This is a genomic window from Acidobacteriota bacterium (assembly GCA_009838525.1).
In the GTDB taxonomy this organism is placed as follows: domain Bacteria; phylum Acidobacteriota; class Vicinamibacteria; order Vicinamibacterales; family UBA8438; genus VXRJ01.
This window is the reverse complement of record VXRJ01000038.1, coordinates 206,838-224,461: the sequence shown is the minus strand read 5'-3', so window position 1 is coordinate 224,461 and position 17,624 is coordinate 206,838. Positions and strand designations below refer to the sequence as shown.

16 protein-coding genes and 1 tRNA gene are annotated in these 17,624 nt (G+C 68.3%); 6 read left to right on the top strand and 11 right to left on the bottom strand.

Annotated elements, in window-relative coordinates; all coding sequences use genetic code 11:
• Position 1: 1 nt before the first annotated feature.
• From F4Y45_18490 to F4Y45_18460, 7 genes are all read right to left on the bottom strand, one after another.
• Positions 2-1,633: an Rne/Rng family ribonuclease gene (locus tag F4Y45_18490; GenBank protein ID MXY26495.1), complete on the bottom strand. Its 1,632-nt coding sequence runs from the start codon at positions 1,631-1,633 to the stop codon at positions 2-4.
• A 136-nt stretch (positions 1,634-1,769) separates the two neighbouring features.
• Positions 1,770-2,876, bottom strand: a complete 1,107-nt coding sequence (rodA, locus tag F4Y45_18485) for a rod shape-determining protein RodA (GenBank protein MXY26494.1) — start codon at positions 2,874-2,876, stop codon at positions 1,770-1,772.
• A complete protein-coding gene (gene mrdA, locus F4Y45_18480) occupies positions 2,873-4,867 on the bottom strand; it encodes a penicillin-binding protein 2 (protein ID MXY26493.1) in 1,995 nt (664 codons plus the stop codon). Before mrdA ends, rodA begins: the two co-directional genes overlap by 4 nt.
• Before the next feature lie 24 nt (positions 4,868-4,891).
• Entirely contained in the window at positions 4,892-5,407 is a 516-nt protein-coding gene (locus tag F4Y45_18475; GenBank protein MXY26492.1) for a hypothetical protein, read from the bottom strand.
• Complete coding sequence (mreC, locus tag F4Y45_18470; GenBank protein MXY26491.1) at positions 5,404-6,243, bottom strand: rod shape-determining protein MreC; 840 nt, start codon at positions 6,241-6,243, stop codon at positions 5,404-5,406. Before mreC ends, F4Y45_18475 begins: the two co-directional genes overlap by 4 nt.
• A gap of 26 nt (positions 6,244-6,269) precedes the next feature.
• Positions 6,270-7,286 carry a rod shape-determining protein gene (locus F4Y45_18465; GenBank protein ID MXY26490.1) on the bottom strand — a complete coding sequence of 339 codons (1,017 nt, stop codon included), beginning with the start codon at positions 7,284-7,286 and terminating at the stop codon, positions 6,270-6,272.
• Positions 7,286-8,041 carry a GGDEF domain-containing protein gene (locus F4Y45_18460; protein ID MXY26489.1) on the bottom strand — a complete coding sequence of 252 codons (756 nt, stop codon included), beginning with the start codon at positions 8,039-8,041 and terminating at the stop codon, positions 7,286-7,288. The genes F4Y45_18465 and F4Y45_18460 overlap by 1 nt, the downstream gene beginning before the upstream one ends.
• 99 nt (positions 8,042-8,140) lie before the next feature.
• Between F4Y45_18460 and F4Y45_18455 the strand changes: the two genes are divergently transcribed.
• Entirely contained in the window at positions 8,141-10,069 is a 1,929-nt protein-coding gene (locus tag F4Y45_18455) for a hypothetical protein (protein ID MXY26488.1), read from the top strand.
• Positions 10,070-10,073: 4 nt separating this feature from the next.
• Here F4Y45_18455 and sppA read toward each other — a convergent pair whose 3' ends face one another.
• Complete coding sequence (sppA, locus tag F4Y45_18450; GenBank protein MXY26487.1) at positions 10,074-11,825, bottom strand: signal peptide peptidase SppA; 1,752 nt, start codon at positions 11,823-11,825, stop codon at positions 10,074-10,076.
• A 101-nt stretch (positions 11,826-11,926) separates the two neighbouring features.
• Here sppA and F4Y45_18445 point away from each other — a divergent pair.
• The 5 genes from F4Y45_18445 (at position 11,927) to F4Y45_18425 (ending at position 15,960) form a co-directional block, all read left to right on the top strand.
• A tRNA-Leu gene (locus F4Y45_18445) sits at positions 11,927-12,013 on the top strand.
• Between the two features lie 94 nt (positions 12,014-12,107).
• Positions 12,108-12,704: a helix-turn-helix domain-containing protein gene (locus F4Y45_18440; protein MXY26486.1), complete on the top strand. Its 597-nt coding sequence runs from the start codon at positions 12,108-12,110 to the stop codon at positions 12,702-12,704.
• Positions 12,705-12,711: 7 nt separating this feature from the next.
• Positions 12,712-13,344 carry an RES family NAD+ phosphorylase gene (locus F4Y45_18435; protein ID MXY26485.1) on the top strand — a complete coding sequence of 211 codons (633 nt, stop codon included), beginning with the start codon at positions 12,712-12,714 and terminating at the stop codon, positions 13,342-13,344.
• A gap of 172 nt (positions 13,345-13,516) precedes the next feature.
• The gene (locus tag F4Y45_18430) at positions 13,517-15,334 is read left to right on the top strand and encodes a PQQ-binding-like beta-propeller repeat protein (protein ID MXY26484.1); all 1,818 of its coding nucleotides are present in this window, start codon (positions 13,517-13,519) and stop codon (positions 15,332-15,334) included.
• A 2-nt stretch (positions 15,335-15,336) separates the two neighbouring features.
• Complete coding sequence (locus F4Y45_18425) at positions 15,337-15,960, top strand: DUF4126 domain-containing protein (protein MXY26483.1); 624 nt, start codon at positions 15,337-15,339, stop codon at positions 15,958-15,960.
• Between the two features lie 23 nt (positions 15,961-15,983).
• Here F4Y45_18425 and F4Y45_18420 read toward each other — a convergent pair whose 3' ends face one another.
• The 3 genes from F4Y45_18420 to F4Y45_18410 form a co-directional block, all read right to left on the bottom strand.
• The gene (locus F4Y45_18420; protein MXY26482.1) at positions 15,984-16,277 is read right to left on the bottom strand and encodes a type II toxin-antitoxin system RelE/ParE family toxin; all 294 of its coding nucleotides are present in this window, start codon (positions 16,275-16,277) and stop codon (positions 15,984-15,986) included.
• Complete coding sequence (locus F4Y45_18415) at positions 16,274-16,501, bottom strand: addiction module protein (GenBank protein ID MXY26481.1); 228 nt, start codon at positions 16,499-16,501, stop codon at positions 16,274-16,276. The genes F4Y45_18420 and F4Y45_18415 overlap by 4 nt, the downstream gene beginning before the upstream one ends.
• Before the next feature lie 117 nt (positions 16,502-16,618).
• Complete coding sequence (locus F4Y45_18410; protein ID MXY26480.1) at positions 16,619-17,611, bottom strand: hypothetical protein; 993 nt, start codon at positions 17,609-17,611, stop codon at positions 16,619-16,621.
• Positions 17,612-17,624: the final 13 nt, after the last annotated feature.

Genomic DNA, 17,624 nt, shown 5'->3' with positions numbered 1-17,624 from the left:
GCTACCAGGCCATGACGTCGAACTGCTCGTGATGCAGCCGGTCGTCCGCCTCGATGGTCAGGGCGCTCCCCAGTAGCTTCTCGATGTCGCGCCGGACGCCCTGCTCCTCCTTGCGGAGGATCCGGGCGATGTCCGGGTTGACCCGTAGCTGAACCGGCCGGCCGTGCAGGTCGGGGCCCGCCTTCTGCATCTCCGCCAAGATCTCGTGGCAGATCGTTGACGTGGACTTGATGACGCCGCTGCCGGAGCAGTACGGGCAGGGATCGGTCAGTTGCCGTTCCAGGCTCTGCCGGACGCGCTTGCGCGTGACGATGATCAGGCCGAAGTCCGAGACGTGCGCGGTCTTCGACGGCGCGCGGTCGCGCCGCATCTCCTGCTCGAACGCCTGGGCCACCTTCAGGCGGTTCTTCCGGTCGTCCATGTCGATGAAGTCGAGGACGATGATCCCGCCGAGATCGCGCAGCCGGATCTGTCTGACGATCTCGGCCGCCGCCTCCAGGTTGGTCTTAACGATCGTCTCCTCGAGACCACTGCTCTTCTTTCCGACGTAGCGGCCGGTGTTGACGTCGATGGCGACCAGCGCCTCGGTCTGGTTGATCACGATGTAGCCGCCCGACTTCAGCCACACCTTGCTTCGAAGCGCCTTGTCGATCTCCGACTGAACGCCGTACTCCTCGAAGATGGGAAACGTCTTCGTGTAGTGCTGGAGCCGCGGCGCGAGCGACGGCATGAACCGTTCGACCAGCCCGCGCGCGCGATCGTGCTCGCGCGTGTCGTCGATCCGGATCGCCGAGTAGTCGTCCGTTAGGTGGTCGCGCAGCAGCTTCGCCACCAGGTTCTCCTCGCGGTGCAGCACCGCGGGAGCGCGCCTGGAGTCCATCTGCTCGCGCATCTCGGTCCACAGCTCGTTGAAGTAGCGCAGGTCGCCCTCGATGTCCTCGGTGGAGCGCCGGGCCGCGGCGGTCCGGATGATGATGCCGCCCGGGAACCCGTTCTCCTCCCGGAACGACTTGATGATGCCGCGCAGCCGCCGGCGCTCCTCGCGCGAGTCGATCTTGCGCGAGACGCCCACGGAATCGGCGGCCGGCATGAAGACGAGAAAGCGCCCCGGGACGCTGACGTGCGAGGTGACGCGCGCGCCCTTGGTGCCGAGTGGCTCCTTCACCACCTGCACCAGCACTTCCTGACCTCCCTTCAGGAGGTTCTCGATCTTCTGGTCGGCGCTGTTCTGGCCGGTGGCGCGGACGCGGCCGGTCGGCTTGGCCTTGCCGCCGTTGCCCCGGTTGGCGTTGCCGCCGCTACCGCCGTTGCTGCCGTTGCCGCTGGCGTCATCGGCGCCAGCGCCGTCGCCGGCGGGGGGATCGTCGTCGCTGTCGCCCGACTCGAGCCGTTCGAACTCCTCGATCGTGTCCAGGACGTCCGAGACGTAGAGAAAGGCGTCACGTTCGAGGCCGATATCTACGAACGCCGACTGCATCCCGGGGAGGACCTTGCGGACGCGCCCCTTGTAGATGTTGCCGGCGACGCCGCGCTGGCTTTCCCGCTCGATGTAGATCTCGGCAACCTGATCATTCTCCAGAATCGCCGCGGCCACTTCCCGGCCGGACGACGACACAATCAACTCCTTGTTCATGCAGTGCGATCTCCTGGCGGCCCGGCCGCGGCGACCGGCAGGCGTCCCGGGCGCGCAGGTCCACTGCGCTCACCCTCCTGACGCCGCCGTGCGCCGCGTTGCGCCGAGCCGTCGATAGTTTCATCAGTACTGGGAATCAGTACTTTGAGAACCGGTACATCCTCACGTTGAGGATGAGCCCGAACCCGATGAGTGTTGCGATTACCGACGAGCGCCCGTAGCTCAGCAGGGGCAGCGTGAGCCCCTTCACCGGCAACAGGCCCGCCGACATGGTGACGTTGTAGACCACCTGGAACGTGAATCCCGCCATGATGCCCGCCACGAGCAGCACGCCGAGGCGATCTTCCGAAACTCGGGCCGCCTGCAGCGACCTGAGGATCACGAACAGGTAGAGCCCCAGGGCGAAGACCACCCCCAGGAACCCATGCTCCTCCGCGAGGACGGAGAAGATGAAGTCCGTGTGCGCGGCCGGGACGAAGTTGTACTGGCTCTGCGTCCCCTGCAGGAAGCCGCGTCCCGTCAGCCCCCCCGCGCCGACCGTGATCCGCGCCTGAATCTGCTGGTAGCCGGCCCCGCGCGGATCCCGCTCCGGATCCAGGAAGCTGGCGACGCGCGTCCGCTGGTAGTCCTCGAGGCCGTAGGCCCAGACGACCGGCGCGGCGAGGATGGCGACGACGGCCAGCGCGCCCAGCACGCGGAACCGCATGCCCGCCATGAGGGCCATGGCCAGTCCGACCGGCAGCAGGGTGGCCGCGGTCCCCAGGTCGGGCTGCTGCATGATCATGAGCACGGGTATCGCGACCACGACGCAGGCGAGGACCCAGTCGCCGGTGGTCCGCTGCCGGTAGCGCGAGCGGACCAGCAGCATCGCCAGGACCAGCGCAAGGACGACCCGGGCGAATTCCGACGGCTGAATCGTGGCGACCCCGAGGTTGAGCCATCGCTGCGCGCCGCCCTGCTCGACGCCGGCGACGAGCGTCAGCGCCAGCGCCGCCAGCAGGCCGCCGTATAGCAGCGCCGACCGTTCGATGAGCGCCCGGTAGTCGAACGCCAGGCAGGCGGCGAGCGCGGCGAAGCCGATCACCAGCGCGACGAGCTGCCGCAGGACCTGCGGTCCCGCCTGGCCGGTCGCGGGATCGTAGGTGGCGCTGTAAATCATCAGGAGGCCGAGCAGGCTCAGGAGGCCGAGCGCCGTGAGGAGCGGCCAGTCGAAATGCGCCAGGAGCCGGCGGTCGACGATCACGGATCACCTCCCGCCCCGACCAGGTCTCCCGCCGCCACCGGTTCTCCGCCCGGCAGCGCGGGCGGTTCGGCCGGCGATCCGCCCGCCGGGACGTCCGCCCGGTCCGGCCCGACGGCGGGCCGCGCCGGCGGCGCGGGCGGCGGGAGCACCGGCAAGGGTTCACCCTCCGCCTTGGCGAAGTAGGTCTCCATCAGGTGGCGGGCGATGGGCGCGGCCAGATAGCCATGTTCGGAATGCTCGGCGAAGACCACGCCGGCCACACGCGGGACGTCCCGCGGCGCGGCGAAGACGAACCAGCCGTGGTCGCGCAGATCGCGATCGGTCTCCCCCGCCGCTTCCAGGCCGTCGAGTGAGATGACCTGCGCGGTGCCGGTCTTCCCGATGACGTCACGCCCGCGGATCCGGCCGCGCCGGCCCGTCCCCTCCCGGTTGACGACGTTCCAGAGGCCGGTCCGGAGCGTCTCGATGGTCTGCGGCGACATCCGCACGATCGACGCCATCGACGGATTGGACGCTCTCTGCCAGCCGCTGCCGTCGTTCCAGGCGTCGAGCAGCCGCGGCGTGACCCGCTGGCCGCCGTTCGCCACCGTCGCCATCATCACCGCCAGCGACATCGGCGTCACCGACACCTGCCCCTGACCGATCGCGACCGAGATGGTCTCGCCCGGATACCAGCGCTCGCCGGTCGCCTCCTGCTTCCAGGCGCGCGACGGGACCAGGCCCTGGACCTCGTACGGCAGGTCGATCCCGCTCAGCTCGCCGAGGCCGAGCGCGGTCGACCACTTGTGAATCTGATCGACGTCGAGCTGCTGGCCCAGCGTGTAGAAGTACGTGTTGCACGACTTCTCGAGGGCCTCCTCCATCCCGACCACGCCATGCGTCGCGTGGCAGCGATAGAACCGGCCGTAGAACGTACCGCCGCCGTGGCAGGCAACCTTGAAGTCGGGGTCGATCACCCCTTCCTCGAGGGCCGCGACGGCCATCGCGATCTTGAACGTCGATCCGGGCGAGTAGCGGCCCTGCAGGGCGCGGTTCTGCAGCGGCTTCAACCGGTCGCGGTTGAGCGCCGTCCAGGCGGCGCCGTCGATGCCGTTGGCGAAGGCGTTCGGGTCGTAGGCCGGCAGGCTGACCAGCGCGAGAACGTCGCCGCTCCACGGATCGAGCATCACCGCCGCCCCGTTGAAGCCGGCCGCCCGGAAGGCGTCTTCCGCCGCCTTCTGCAGGTCGTAGTCGATGGTGAGCCGCAACTGATGACCTTCGACCGGGAGCGTCTCCCTGACGACCTCGAACTCCCGGCCGATGTTGTCGACGACGATGTGGCGTTGGCCGTCCGTCCCCATCAACAGGTGGTTGTAGGTGCGCTCGACCCCGGCATGGCCGATGATGTCGCCGCTCCGGAGCCCGGCGAACTGCTCCTGATCGAGCTGCCCTTCGGTGATTTCTCCGACGTAGCCGAAGGAATGGGCGGCCAGATCGGCGGCCGGGTAGTAGCGGTTCGGCGTCTGCTCCACCACGACTCCCGGCAGCTCCAGACGGCGCGCCGCGACCGACGCAATCTGGGCGAGCGACGCATTCTGCACGACGGCGACCGGTCGTGACGAAGGGACGTTCCGATGGCGTTCCAGCGTATCCCGCACCGCCTGGACGTCGACCCCGGTGACCCGCGAGAGCGTCGCTATCGACTCGTCGATCTGCTCCGCCTGGTCACGGATCAGGGAGATGTTCGACGTATCGCGGTTCTCCACCAGGACCCGGCCGTCGCGGTCCAGAATGACGCCCCGCGGCGCCCGCAGGTCGAGCTGCCGCTGGTAGTTGTTCTCCGAGCGGAGCAGGAAGCGCTCGTGCTGGCTGACCTGGAAGTACCAGAAAGCGGTCAGGACGCCGACGAAGACGAGTGCGACGCTCGCCTGGAAGCCGATCAGCAGGAACCCGACGCGGCGGGCGTCCGCCCGCGTGGCCTGCTCGATCGACGGCGACAGTCTGTATGCCAAATCCTGTCTCGCTCCGCGCCGGCGCTACGAGGCGCTCTGCCGCGTCCGGCGCTGCATTTCTTCGGCGTCGGGCGGCCAGGGGCCGTACCGGACCACCGCCAGCACCGCCAGTCCGACCGCGGCGTTCGCCAGAGTCTGCATCAGGACGACGTCCCACGAGCCGGACGGCCCCGCCTGCGGCATGAGCGCATAGAGGGCGACAAAGGCCCATATGTGCACGACCGTGGCCACGGCGATAGCCAGTCCCTGGAACAGGATTCCCGTCGTGTAGACGTACGTGGCGACCATACCCGTCGCCAGCCCGACCAGGCTCTTCGAGACGCCACTGACGCCGACGATTCCGCCCGACAGCCAGTCCTGCCCGCAGCCGGCGATCGCGCCGGTCAGGAACCCCGTCAACGGTCCGCCGTCAAGCCCCGCCAGGACGACCACCACGAGCGGCAGGTCGACGTTCGCCCGGGCGCTCCCCAGCAGCCAGGCGATGGTCGTCTGCGCCACCAGCGCCGCGAGGATCGCCAGGCCAATCCGGCCGACCCTCATCGGAGCCCCTCCGCCACCTGGGTTCCGGCGTTGTCCATCACCACCAGGACCTGTTCGAGCCGCGTGAAATCAACCGCCGGAGTGACCCGGATGTTCTTGTAGAGCTCCGGTCCGCGCGACACTTCCGCCACCGTTCCGATGGTGAAACCGTGCGGGAAGATGCCGTCGGCGCCCGACGCGATGACGCGATCGCCCACCGCGACGTCCTCCTGGTTGGATACGTACTCCATCGAGAAGACCGCCGGATCGTCCTGGCCGACGACGATCCCGACGGCGCGCGTCCGTTCTATCAGGGCGCCCGCCGCCGCGTTCCGGTCGATCAGGAGCTGCACCTGCGCGGCGCGCAGGCCCGGACGTCCGACAACCCGGCCGACGACGCCGGCGGGGGCTATCACCGCCAGGTCCGCGTCGACGAGATCGCGGCTGCCCCGGTCGATCGTCAGGGTTCGGAACCAGGGGGATGCGTCGGCGCCGATCACGCGGGCGCTGACCGTGTCGAGATCGACCGACTGGCGCAACTCGAGCAGGCGCTCCAGTCCGCGCGCCTGCTGCACGAGCGCGTGCTGCTCCTGTAGCTGCAGGCGAAGCGCCGCCACTTCCGCTTCCAGGTCGCGGTTCGTCCGGCTGACGGTGTGCAGGCCGACGTAGCCGTTCCAGGCGCCCCGCACCAGGCCGGTGGCGCCCGCCACCAGCCGCTGCGCCTCGCTGAGGGTGCCGAAGATCGTCGCGTCGAGCAGGGTTCTCCCCGACTGGACGGTGAGCTGGGCGGATATCAGCACTACGTGGCCGAGCAGCACCGCCAGCACCACCGATGCGGTTCGATGCCTCCTTAACACGGTTCAGGCTCCCGTCCCCGCCATGCTCAACCCACTGCGATCTTCCGGAGCAGGCCCAGGTCGTTCAGCATCTCGCCGGCCCCCTTCACCACCGAGTAGAGGGGATCATCAGCCGGGGTGACCCCCACGCCGACCGCGGCGGTGATCCGCCGATCGAGACCCTTCAGCATGGCCCCGCCGCCGGTCATCATGATGCCGCGGTCCGAGATGTCGGCCGACAACTCCGGCGGCGTCTGCTCCAGCGCATCGTGCACCGCTTCGACGATGATGTCCACCTGGTCGGAAATGGCCTCCCGGATCTCGCCGTCGGTCAGCGTGACCGTCTGGGGCACGCCCTTCACTAGGTGGCGGCCCTTGATCGCCAGCGTCATCGGTTCGTCCAGCTCGGAGGCCGATCCGAGTTCAATCTTGATTTCCTCCGCCGTCCGCTCGCCGATCAGCAGGCTGTGCTCCCGCTTGACGTACTGGATGATGGCGTCGTCCATCTCGTTCCCCGCCACGCGGACGGCCCGGCTGTACACCACGCCGGCGAGCGAGATGACCGCGATGTCGGTGGTTCCGCCGCCGATATCGATCACCATGTTGCCGAACGGTTCGGTGATCGGCATCCCGGCCCCCACGGCTGCGGCCACCGCCTCCTCGACCAGGTAGACCTCGCTCGCCTTCGCGCGGAACGCGCTGTCCTTGACGGCGCGCCGCTCCACCTGCGTGACCTCGGACGGGATGCCGATGACGACCCGCGGGCGGACGAGGAAGCTGTTGTTCGCCCGCTTGATGAAGTACGAGAGCATCTGCTCGGCGGCCTCGAAATCGGCGATGACGCCTTCGCGCATCGGCTTGACCGCGTCCATGCCGCCCGGCATGCGTCCGAGCATCCGCTTCGCCTCGTTGCCAACCGCTTCGATGCTCCCTGTCATACGGTTGACGGCCACGATCGACGGCTCGTTTACGACAATCCCCTTGCCGCTGGCGAAGACGCACGTATTCGCGGTCCCCAGATCGATTGCCAGGTCGGTCGATAAAAACGACAACATCTCGAACATCAACGCTCCTTCATCCGGAGCGTCCCACGGGAGCGCCGCCGGTGCTTGGCCCGATACAGTGCGTCGTCAGCCATCTGCACGACGGCGCCCGCCGGCAGGCCGGCGCGCGTCGTGACGGTTCCGATCGAGGCCGTGACCCGCGCGGCGAACCGCGCGCGGCCCAGGAACCGGTGGCTGCCGATCTGCCGGTGCAGCCGAGCCGCCACCGCCGCCGCACCCGCGCGGCCGGTGGCAGGCAGGAGAACCGCGAACTCGTCGCCGCCGACCCGCGCGACGAGATCGGACCTTCTCGTACCCGTGCGCAGCAACGCCGCCGTCTCTACCAGCACCCGGTCGCCCCGCGGATGACCATAACGATCGTTCACGGACTTGAAATCATCCAGATCGATCAACAGCAGCGAAACCGGACCGCCCGCGCCTGCCCCCGGCGAGAGCGCGGAGCCGACGGCCCTTCGAAAAAGGCGGCCGTTCGGCAGGCCGGTCAGGTCGTCGGTCAGGGAGAGCGTCTCCGCCCGTTCGAGGCGCCTGGCAGTTTCCAGCGCGATCGTGCCCAGAGCGAACGCCGTGCGGGCGACGAATGCGGGGTCGGGCGAGGACTGCGCCGACCGCATCATGGCGACGATCTTCTCCGGCCGGCGAGGGTGTCCCCGCAAACCGGGGAAGTGTGCCAGGGCAGGCACGGCGAACTGTGCGAGAATCGCTTCTCCTGACTGGCGGGTCTGGTTCCGCCGGAAGATTCTACACCGACCCGGCATCGGCGTGCAGCGGCGGGCGTGCGGCCGCGGCGCGCAGCGGCGCCGGTGTCTGCCCACCGAACCACGCCGCCTGATGCGGCCTGATAGTAAAATGGGGCCATGACCATGCTCGATCGGATGCGGCGGCACAAGGGATGGCTCAAGTGGAGCCTGGCGGCCGTCGTTCTCGCCTTTATCTTCCTGTACGTCCCCGGCTTCATGGATCAGTCCGGGGGCGTCGGAATGCCGAACGAGGTGCTCGCACGGGTCGGCGACCGCGAGATCCTCCGCTTCGACTTCCAACAGCTCTATGCGCAGCAACTCCAGCAGTACCGCCTGCAGATGGGCGGCAACGTCTCCGACGAGTTGATCCGCTCACTGGGCCTGGACCGTCAGGTGCTGCAGCAGATGATAGACGGCCACGCCGCGCTCGATGAAGCGAGACGCCTCGGCATCGAAGTGAGCGACGCGGAAGTGCGCGAACGGATTCTGTCGATCCCCGCGTTCCAGGTAAACGGGCAGTTCATCGGCGAACAGCAGTACCGCCAGTTGCTCGCGGCGCAGCGGCCGCCGATCGATCCGTCCCAGTTCGAGGAGGACATCCGGAACGAGATCATGCTCCAGCGCCTGCAGGCGGCCATCACGGGCTGGGTCAGCGTGTCGGATGCCGAGGTCGAAGCAGAACACCGCCGCCGCAACGAGCGCGTACGGGTGGATGTGGTGGCTTTCCGCGAAATCGACTTCCGCGAGGGCCTGGAGGCGACCGACGACGACATCGCGGCGCAGTTCGCGGAGGAGCAGGCGACCTACGAGATCCCGGAGAAGCGCCGGATGCGGTTCCTGCTGATCGATCAGATCGCCATCCGCGACGGCCTGACCCTCGCCGACGACGAAGTGCGGCTGTACTACGACGCCAACATCGAGCAGTACCGGACGCCGGGCCAGGTGCGCGCGAGCCACATCCTGCTCCGGGTCGACGACGACGAGGAGGAAGCGGACGTGGAGGCCCGGGCCGCCGAGCTGGCCGCCGAGGCGCGCGGAGGCGCGGACTTCGCCGAGCTGGCGCGCGAACATTCCGAGGACGAAGCGAACGCGGCCGACGGCGGCGATCTGGGAACGTTCGACCGCGGGCGGATGGTCGCGGAGTTCGAGGCGGCGGCGTTCGCGATGGCGGCCGGCGAGATCTCGGACCCGGTTCGGAGTCCGTTCGGCTTCCACGTGATCCACGTCACCGAGAAGGTGGACGAGGTCACGCAGCCGTTCGAGCAGGTGAGCGCCGCCATCGAGAACACGCTGAAGCAGGAGCAGTCCCTGGCGCGAGTCAACGCGCTCGCGCGCGCCGTCGCGGTCGAGGCGGACTCGCCGGAAGCGCTCGAGCGCGCCGCCATGGCGCGCGGTTACCTGATGCAGGAGTCGGGTTTCGCCGCGCAGGGCGAGCCCATCCTGGGCCTGGGCCTTGCGCCGCAGGTTTCGGCCGAGGCCTTCAGTCTCGAGGTGGGCGACATCGCCGGGCCGATTCCGTCGCCGGCCGGTCCGGCGTTCGTCACCGTCACGGAAGTGCAGGACCCGTACATCCCGGAACTCGACGAGGTGCGCGACCAGGTCCAGGAGGACGTGATCCGCAAGAAGGCCCTCACGTTGGCGCGCGAGCGGGCCACCGAGACGCTCGCGACGCTTCGCGAGGCGGAGGATTTCGTCGCCGCGGCGGAGGCGGCGGAGCTGTCAGTCGGATCGAGCGAGCTGGTCGCGCGCGGGGCTTCGCTGCCCCAGGTGGGCTTCAGTCCGGAGTTGGAAACGGTCGCCTTCGACATGCAGCCGGGAGCGGTGAGCGACGTGGTGCAGGCCGGCAACGCGGTCGCCATCGTCCACCTGGCCGAGCGCGAGGAGGCGACGGTCGACGATCTGGCTCAGAACCGCGACACGATCCGCGACGAACTGACCGTGCAGCGTCAGAACCAGTTCTTCACCGCCTACCTCGACCAGGTCAAGCAGCGGCTGGAGATCACCATCGATCAGGCCGTGCTCGACCTCGCGCTCGGCCAGGCCTGAGCGGCTACTGAACGAGCAGGGGCGGCATCAGCAGCAGGGGTGCGCCCCGGCTGGCCAGACGCGCCTGCCACCAGAGCGTGCGCGCGGTCTCGGCTTCCGGCCCCTCCGCCCAGGCGGCGGCCCCGCCGAGCGTGGACCACGTCCGCACCCCGACCCGCAACGCATCGAAGAGCGAACGGGCAGCGGGGTACGTCACCAGCGTCACGTCGCGATCCGCGTCGATCCCCGCCTGCGCCTTGGCCAGCTCGACCGCTTCCCGCAAGCCGCCCAGCTCGTCCACCAGGCCCCGATCCAGCGCCTGCCGCCCGGTCCAGACCCGTCCCTGGCCCACCGCATGCACGTCGTTGCGGCTCATCTCCCGGCCGTCGACCACCACCTGCAGGAACCGCTCGTAGATGTCGTCCACCTGCGCCTGCATGGACGCGCGCCCGGCCTCGCTGAACCGATCGACCGGCGAGAGAAGATCGGCCTGGGCGCCGTAGGTGACGCCCTCCATGCCGACCCCCAGCTTCTCCAGAGCGCCCCGCGCGGCGAACTTGCCGGCGAATACGCCGATGGACCCGGTGACCGTGCCGGGCTGCGCCACGATGGAATGGGCGGGGGCGGCGATGTAGTAACCGCCGGAGGCGGCCACTTCGGACATGGAGGCGACCAGCGGCTTTTCGTCGCGCGCCAGCACCAGCTCGCGCCAGATGATGTCGGACGCCGTCGCGTCGCCTCCCGGCGAGTTGACGCGGAGCACGATAGCCTCGATCGAGTCGTCCTCGCGCGCCTGGCGGATCGCCCGGGACGTCGAGCGGGATCCGATGATCGACGACATGCCCGGCAGGGCGCCTCCAGCCGATCCCATGAGTATCGGGCCCTCCGCGTACACCACCGCGATGCGCGGCCCGCCGCCCAGCCCGAGGCTGCGGGCGCTCACGCGCCGGTACTCCCCGGCGTCGATGGTGGCGGGCTCGTCGTCGTCCGGCGCGAGGCGCGCGAGCAGCTCGTCCTCGTAGGCCAGCTCGTCCACCAGGCCATGGCGCACCGCGTCGGCGGGAACGAACGGCCCCTCGTCGATCAGGGCGCGGACGCGAGCCGCAGTCATGCCCCGCCCCTCCGCGATCCCGTCGGCAAGCTGCTCGTACAGGTCGCGGACCAGCGCGTCGGTGGCCTCGCGGTGTTCCGGCGTGAAGGTCGTCTCGGTGTAGCCGTTGATCGCCGTCTTGTAGTCGCCGGCCGCCACCATGTCCGCCTCGAGCCCGAGCTTGTCGAGCGCCCCGCGGAGGAACATCTCGTACGCCGCGACGCCGACCAGAATCAGCGGACTGCTCGGGGTCATGACCACTTCGTCGCAGGCGGACGCCAGGTAATACGCCGGGGCGAGACCGAACTCGACGTAGCCGACGATGGGCTTGCCCGACTTGCGATAGTCGGCCACCGCGTCGCGGATCTCCTGCATCGCGGCCCACGAGGCAATACCGGGAGACGGCGCCAGGACCACCGCGGTCACCCGATCGTCCACCTTCGCCTTGCGAAGGGCGCCGACGATCGACCCCACCGTGGAGCCCCCGTCGCCGCTCAGCAGGCCGAGAAGGTCGTCGGGCGATCGCTCGGTCAGCACCGGCGGCACGCGCAACCAGAGCACCGATTCCGATTCGACCTGCGGCCCCCGCGAGACCATGTAGTAGCCCATCGCCATGCCGCCGATCGACACGATGACGGCCAGCGTGATGAACAGAAGAACGAAGCGCGCGCCACGTGACAGTGCCACTGGTGAATCTCCTTCGTTAGACAGCAGACCCTTCGAGTATAGGCGGAACGGCCCGATTCGGAGCGGTGTTATACTGCCCTTTCCTCACAGTCCTCACTCTCGCGGAAGTGGCGGAACTGGCAGACGCGCAAGCCTCAGGAGCTTGTGGGCTTCGGCTCGTGGGGGTTCAAATCCCCCCTTCCGCACCAACCATCCCCGGTTCCAGATGCTTGCGACCGGTCGATCGAAGATGGCACTATTCCCTTTGCTTTTGACGAAAGGAGACGAAAGCAAGTCTCGACGATGCCACAACAACGCACTCACCCGGCGAACGATCGCTATTTCCAGATGCACGGCCTTGCAGCCCGGCCGCCGAGAATCCTGAACGCAGCACTTCAACAGGCGATCGACAGCATGCGCCGCACGCTGTACGGACCGTCGGCCCACGAGTTGACGCCGCCGGAAATCGCCTTGCTGCAACAGGCCGGCGCTGACGTCGATGAACACCCCGACCGCGATGATCCCATGGCGACCTACGTCTCCGCCTTCGGTGCGATCCTGGCAACGGGTCTCACGCCGGCCCAGGCCGCGGCACGCCTCGGGGGGATCACGCCGGTTCGCGTGCGCCAGATGATCCGCGAGCGCACGTTGCACGCGGTCCGGATCGACGGCCGATGGACGATCCCGGTTCATCAGTTCGGTCACGATGGACTCGTGCCGAACATCGGGGCCGTGAACGCAGCCGTGCCGAACACACTCGATGCGGTCTCGGTGCTGCGCTGGTTCACGACTCCCGACCCGGAGTTGGAGGCGCCGGACGGCCAGGCGCTCACTCCGCTCGACTGGCTGAGGGCCGGCATGGATCCGGCGCCTGTCGTAGAGATGGCAGGCGCTTTGTGATGGGCCGGTGCCCAAGGTTCCACGCACTCCCGAGATCACCCGGCTCGATGCGCTGAAACCGGATGTGCACACACTGCCCACCGGCGCGCCGGTGTGGCGGATCTACTTCCGCGCCGGGCGACATCCCACGCGGTGGGATCATTTCAGACACGCAGGGCCGACTGCCGCCCGATTCGATCACCACCTCGGCCAACCGGCGACATACCAGGACCGGGCCGTTCTCTACGCGGCATGTGATCCAGCGACCTGTTTCGCCGAGGTCTTCCAGCACACCCGCGTCATCAATCGCTGGCACAAGGAACCCTGGCTTGTCGGGTTCGACACTGCGGTCCCGCTGCCGCTCCTCGATCTCACCGGCTCCTTCACCACCCGCGCGGGCGCATCGATGGGTCTGATGACGGGCGCTCGATCCACGGCCCGGAACTGGGCGCGTGGATGCTACGATTCCTACCCCGCGACCGTTGGGCTTCGTTACCCGTCATCGATGCACGCCAACCGCCCGGCGATGGTCCTGACGGATCGCTCTGAGGCGGCCGGCGCAACCCCGGGACATCCGAGGTTTCATCGTGCGCTGGGCGACCCGGCCATTCTCAGCCTGCTGAAGAACATCGCCCGGACGCTGGGCTACGCGGTCTCCTGACGCGCCGAGCGCATGGGCGCGAGAACCAGGCCGCGCGGGTCGCTGGACGGGGCGGCGCGACAGAACGTGCTCGCGCGCAAGAGCCGGGAGTACGGCATCATGGAGCGTTCGGATCGCGCGGCGTGCGCTCGGTGATGCCGGATTTGACCACGAAACGGGAAGGAGCGACACCATGACGAAGTCCCTGTCCCACGCATCGCTTGGTGCGGCCCTTGCCGTCGGCCTCTGGTTGTTCGGAGGCGATTTCGAGTTGCCGCTCCCCGCACACGAGCTGTCCACTACCGTCGAGGCCCAGAGCTTCGTCCCGATCACCGACGAGATGCTGCGCGACCCGGATCCGGCCGACTGGCTGATGGTGCACCGGACGTACGACTTCCAGGCCTTCAGCCCCCTCGATCAGATCACGCGCGACAACGTCGGCGAGCTGCAGCTCGCCTGGATGCGCGCGATGGACGAGGGACCCCAGCAGATCCGTCCGCTGGTCTACGACGGCGTGATGTACATCGCTCATCCCGGTTACGACCACATCGAGGCGCTCGATGCGACGACGGGCGACCGCATCTGGGACTACCAGCGCGACCTCCCGCCCGACATCCGGGAGCACGCCCAGTACGGCAGCAGGACCCGCAACCTCGCGATCTACGATCGCTATATCTATCACCTGACCGCCGACGCGCACATCGTCGCCCTCGACGCCGAAACCGGCGAGGTGGCCCTCGACGTCGAGACGGCCGACTTCCGCACGGGCATCAGCCATTCGTCGGGGGCGATGATCATCAACGGCCAGGTGATGAGCGGCCGCACGTGCAGTCCGGCCCGCCTCGAGCCGCGCTGCTTCGTCGCCGCCCACGACGCCTCGACCGGCGACGAGCAGTGGCGGACGTATACCGCGGCCGGCGCCGACGATCCGGGCGGCGAGACCTGGGGCAACCTGCCGACCGCCAACCGCGTCCACGTGTCGCCGTGGGGGCTCCCCGGCAGCTTCGACCCCGAGCTGAACCTCGTCTTCTGGGGAATCGCCGTGCCGCTTCCCTACACGCGGCTGGCCCGCCGGGGCACGTGGGACGTGGGCGACACCACGCCGTGCGAGCTCTATTCCAACTCGACCATCGCCATGAACGCGGAGACCGGCGCCATCGACTGGTACTACCAGTACCTGCCGTGCGACGACTGGGACGAGGACTTCGTGCAGGAACGGACCCTGATCGATACGGTGGTCAACCCCGATCCGGAAGCCGTCCGGTGGATCAATCCGGCCATCGCGGGCACCGCCGAGGAACGCAAGGTCGTCGTGGTGATGGGCGAGCCGGGCGGCCTGTTCGTCAATGATCGCGAGACCGGCGAGTTCCTCTGGGCCACGCCGTTCCCCTACGAGGACACCGAGCGCTTCATCATCAGCGACGTGGACGTCGAAACCGGCGCGGTAACCATCAACATGGACCTGGTGGCGCGCGAATTCGGGGAGCAGTTCATCATCTGCGGCCACAACATCAAGGGCTGGTGGTCGTGGTCCTACAGTCCGGTCACCAAGCTCCTCTACATCCCGATCAACCGCTCGTGCCTCAATCAGACCGCGAACGAGCGGAGCGTCTCCGGCACGAGTCCGCGGTTCTCCGTGCCCGAACCGGGGCGTGAAGAGGACGGCGACCTGACCGAAGTCTGGGCCCTCGACATCGCCACCGGGCGGGCCGTCTGGCGCTACGGCCAGCGCGCGCCGAACGCGGGGTCGACGCTCGCCACGGCCGGCAACGTCGTCTTCTTCGGCGACTCCAACCGCCGGCTGCGCGCCTTCGACGCCGAGACCGGCGACGTGCTGTGGGAGACCATCCTCGGCAGCCAGATCAGCGGCTACCCGGTCACCTACGAGGTCGACGGACGCCAGTACGTCACCGTGCCGGTCGGCGGCTTCAGCGACCGCATCGCCACGTATGCGCCGGAACTCGAGGCGCCGCTCGGGAGCAACGTGCTGGTGACGTTCGCGCTGCCCTGACCATGGAGTTCGTGCTGAGCCTGGGTCTCGGAGTGGGGCTGGCCGCGGCCTGCGGCATTCGGGTGTTCCTGCCGGTTCTCGTCATGGGACTGGCCGCCCGGGCGGGCTTCCTCGAGCTAGGCGCCGGTTTCGAATGGATGGCGGACACTCCGGCCCTGTTGGCCCTTACGGCGGCGGTGGTGTTCGAGATCGGCGCGTACTACATCCCCTGGCTCGACAACCTGCTCGATACGGTGGCCATGCCGATGGCGGTGGTCGCGGGCGTCATGGTGTCGGCCGCGAGCATCGAGACCACGTCGCCACTTCTCCAGTGGACCCTGGCCGCCGTCGCCGGCGGCGGGACGGCGGGTCTCGTCCGGGCGGGCACAGCACTGGTGCGTGGAGCGACGACCGCGATGACCGCGGGGTTGGGAACGCCGGTGGTGTCGACCGGCGAGAACGGCGCCGCGGCCGGGTTGTCGGTGCTGGCGCTTGTCGCGCCGCTACTGGTGCTGGCCGCCGTCCTGCTGCTGGTTGCTGTAGTCGGTGCTGTCGTGTGGCGACGCGCTGCGCGATCTCCCGCGCGGGCTTATCCTCGCCAGCCAGATGAGCCGCTACGCGGTGACCTGTGGAAGTCCACGGGCTGACGGCGTGACGAACGTGGAGATGACTATGCGCGAGACTGCCAGCGTTCGGGATGTTGGCGACCGAGCACGGCGAGCACAACGACGGCGTCGCCAACCAGTCGAAAATAGACGGCGTACGGAAAGCGTGACAGCACCGCTCGACGAACTTCTCCCCGTACCTTGGGGAACGCCACGGGATTCTCCGCAATTCGTGACACGGTGTGGTCCACGGCTTCTACAAACTCCGTTCCGAGACCGGAACGTCGACTCTCGTACCAGCGGAGCGCATCCGAAGCCTCAGCGGCTGCTTCGGTCAGAAACCGGACAGAACATATCACCGGCTACCGAGAAGCTGACGGCGCACTTCGGCCCAGGGAATCGCCGAGGCGGGGTCTTCGAGATGCGCAGCCCAGCGCCGGTCCAACTCCAACTCCTGCTCCGGGGTCAGGACAAGCTCCGCCTCACGCTCGGCGTCGGTAAGACTGTCCCACAGCGCCATCGCCAGAGCGGCCCGTTCAGAGCCGGGAAGCTTGAGCAATACCGAAACCGGCGCAACTGCCATAACTCCATCCTCTCACTCCTGAGCTGTGACAGCAAGATGTCCATACTCCGCGTCACCCACACATGTATTTCGCAAGATACATAGCGCAATGACAAAGACGCGGACGCCTTCGTGCGATCACTCCTGCCCGCCGCCCGCGGCGCGAGCCCGATCCTCGGCCCGGGCGCCGCTGAGCACGTTCATGAGGCTGTAGTTGCCCTCGTGGCAGGCGTACTCGTAGAGCGGCCCGGAAGTGACGCCGCGGGACGCCTGGTTCGTGGTCAGCGGCAGCCGGACGCTCCAGGAACGGGTGAACTTCGCCGGGTCGGTGAGGGTGAACTCGTACTCGAGAGTCGTGGCGTCGACGCGCGTAAAGCGCTCGACGAGGTGCATGGTCTCGGTCGGCATGCGCCACGTCGCCGCCCAGCGGTTCGCCGTCCCGTCGACGAAGTGCGTGGACTCCACGACCAGCGTGTCGTCCTCCCAGTGGCCGCGGATGTGGCCGTTCCATTGCCGGACTGTCCCTGACGGCGCGTCGCCGAGGGGAATGATGCGCCGGTCGCCGAACATCTCGTGCAGGATGATGACGTGGTCGGGCGTCTGCGCGATCAGGTGATTCGGGTTGTAGCCGAGCCAGAACATCGGCACGCCGTCCGTCATGCAGCGTTCGCCGGTATCGACGTCCACCCAGGAGTAGCGCGCGCCGTTCACCCGGTAGGCCACCTGCAGCCGCTCGCGCTCGCGCATCTCCGCGGTATACGGGATGCGGCCGTCGGGCGGGTCGGTGATCAGGGCGGTGCGTCGGTCGGGCACCAGCCGCGTGCCGGGATCGAACCAGATCTGGTTATAGGTGCCGGGATCCCCCTCGCGCACCTCACGCTCGACGAACCGGTTGCTGTCGGCGCGCTGCTCGAGTTCCGCCGCTTCCTCCTCGGTCAGGAACTCGCGGCCCGCAAATGCCTGTGACCGCTCCAGCGGCGTGAGTGTCGAACCGGTCCAGAGACCCTGCAGATCCGGGTCGCCCCAAGGAGTGCGCAGCCCGCCCTGGCCGGCTGCCGGGAACGGAGCCAGCAGCATGCACGCCATGGCCGTCACCACCGTCGCGACTACCGTTCGAGTTCGACGCTCCATGAGCCACCTCCTC

What these genes read in the sequence shown, in the direction of transcription:
- F4Y45_18430 (MXY26484.1), top strand. Translation starts at nt 13,517, where the DNA reads ATGACGAAGTCCCTGTCCCACGCATCGCTTGGTGCGGCCCTTGCCGTC.
- F4Y45_18440 (MXY26486.1), top strand. Translation starts at nt 12,108, where the DNA reads ATGCCACAACAACGCACTCACCCGGCGAACGATCGCTATTTCCAGATG.
- F4Y45_18425 (MXY26483.1), top strand. Translation starts at nt 15,337, where the DNA reads ATGGAGTTCGTGCTGAGCCTGGGTCTCGGAGTGGGGCTGGCCGCGGCC.
- F4Y45_18475 (MXY26492.1), bottom strand. Translation starts at nt 5,407, where the DNA reads ATGAGGGTCGGCCGGATTGGCCTGGCGATCCTCGCGGCGCTGGTGGCG.
- F4Y45_18410 (MXY26480.1), bottom strand. Translation starts at nt 17,611, where the DNA reads ATGGAGCGTCGAACTCGAACGGTAGTCGCGACGGTGGTGACGGCCATG.
- F4Y45_18455 (MXY26488.1), top strand. Translation starts at nt 8,141, where the DNA reads ATGACCATGCTCGATCGGATGCGGCGGCACAAGGGATGGCTCAAGTGG.
- F4Y45_18465 (MXY26490.1), bottom strand. Translation starts at nt 7,286, where the DNA reads ATGTTCGAGATGTTGTCGTTTTTATCGACCGACCTGGCAATCGATCTG.
- F4Y45_18415 (MXY26481.1), bottom strand. Translation starts at nt 16,501, where the DNA reads ATGGCAGTTGCGCCGGTTTCGGTATTGCTCAAGCTTCCCGGCTCTGAA.
- F4Y45_18460 (MXY26489.1), bottom strand. Translation starts at nt 8,041, where the DNA reads ATGCCGGGTCGGTGTAGAATCTTCCGGCGGAACCAGACCCGCCAGTCA.
- F4Y45_18490 (MXY26495.1), bottom strand. Translation starts at nt 1,633, where the DNA reads ATGAACAAGGAGTTGATTGTGTCGTCGTCCGGCCGGGAAGTGGCCGCG.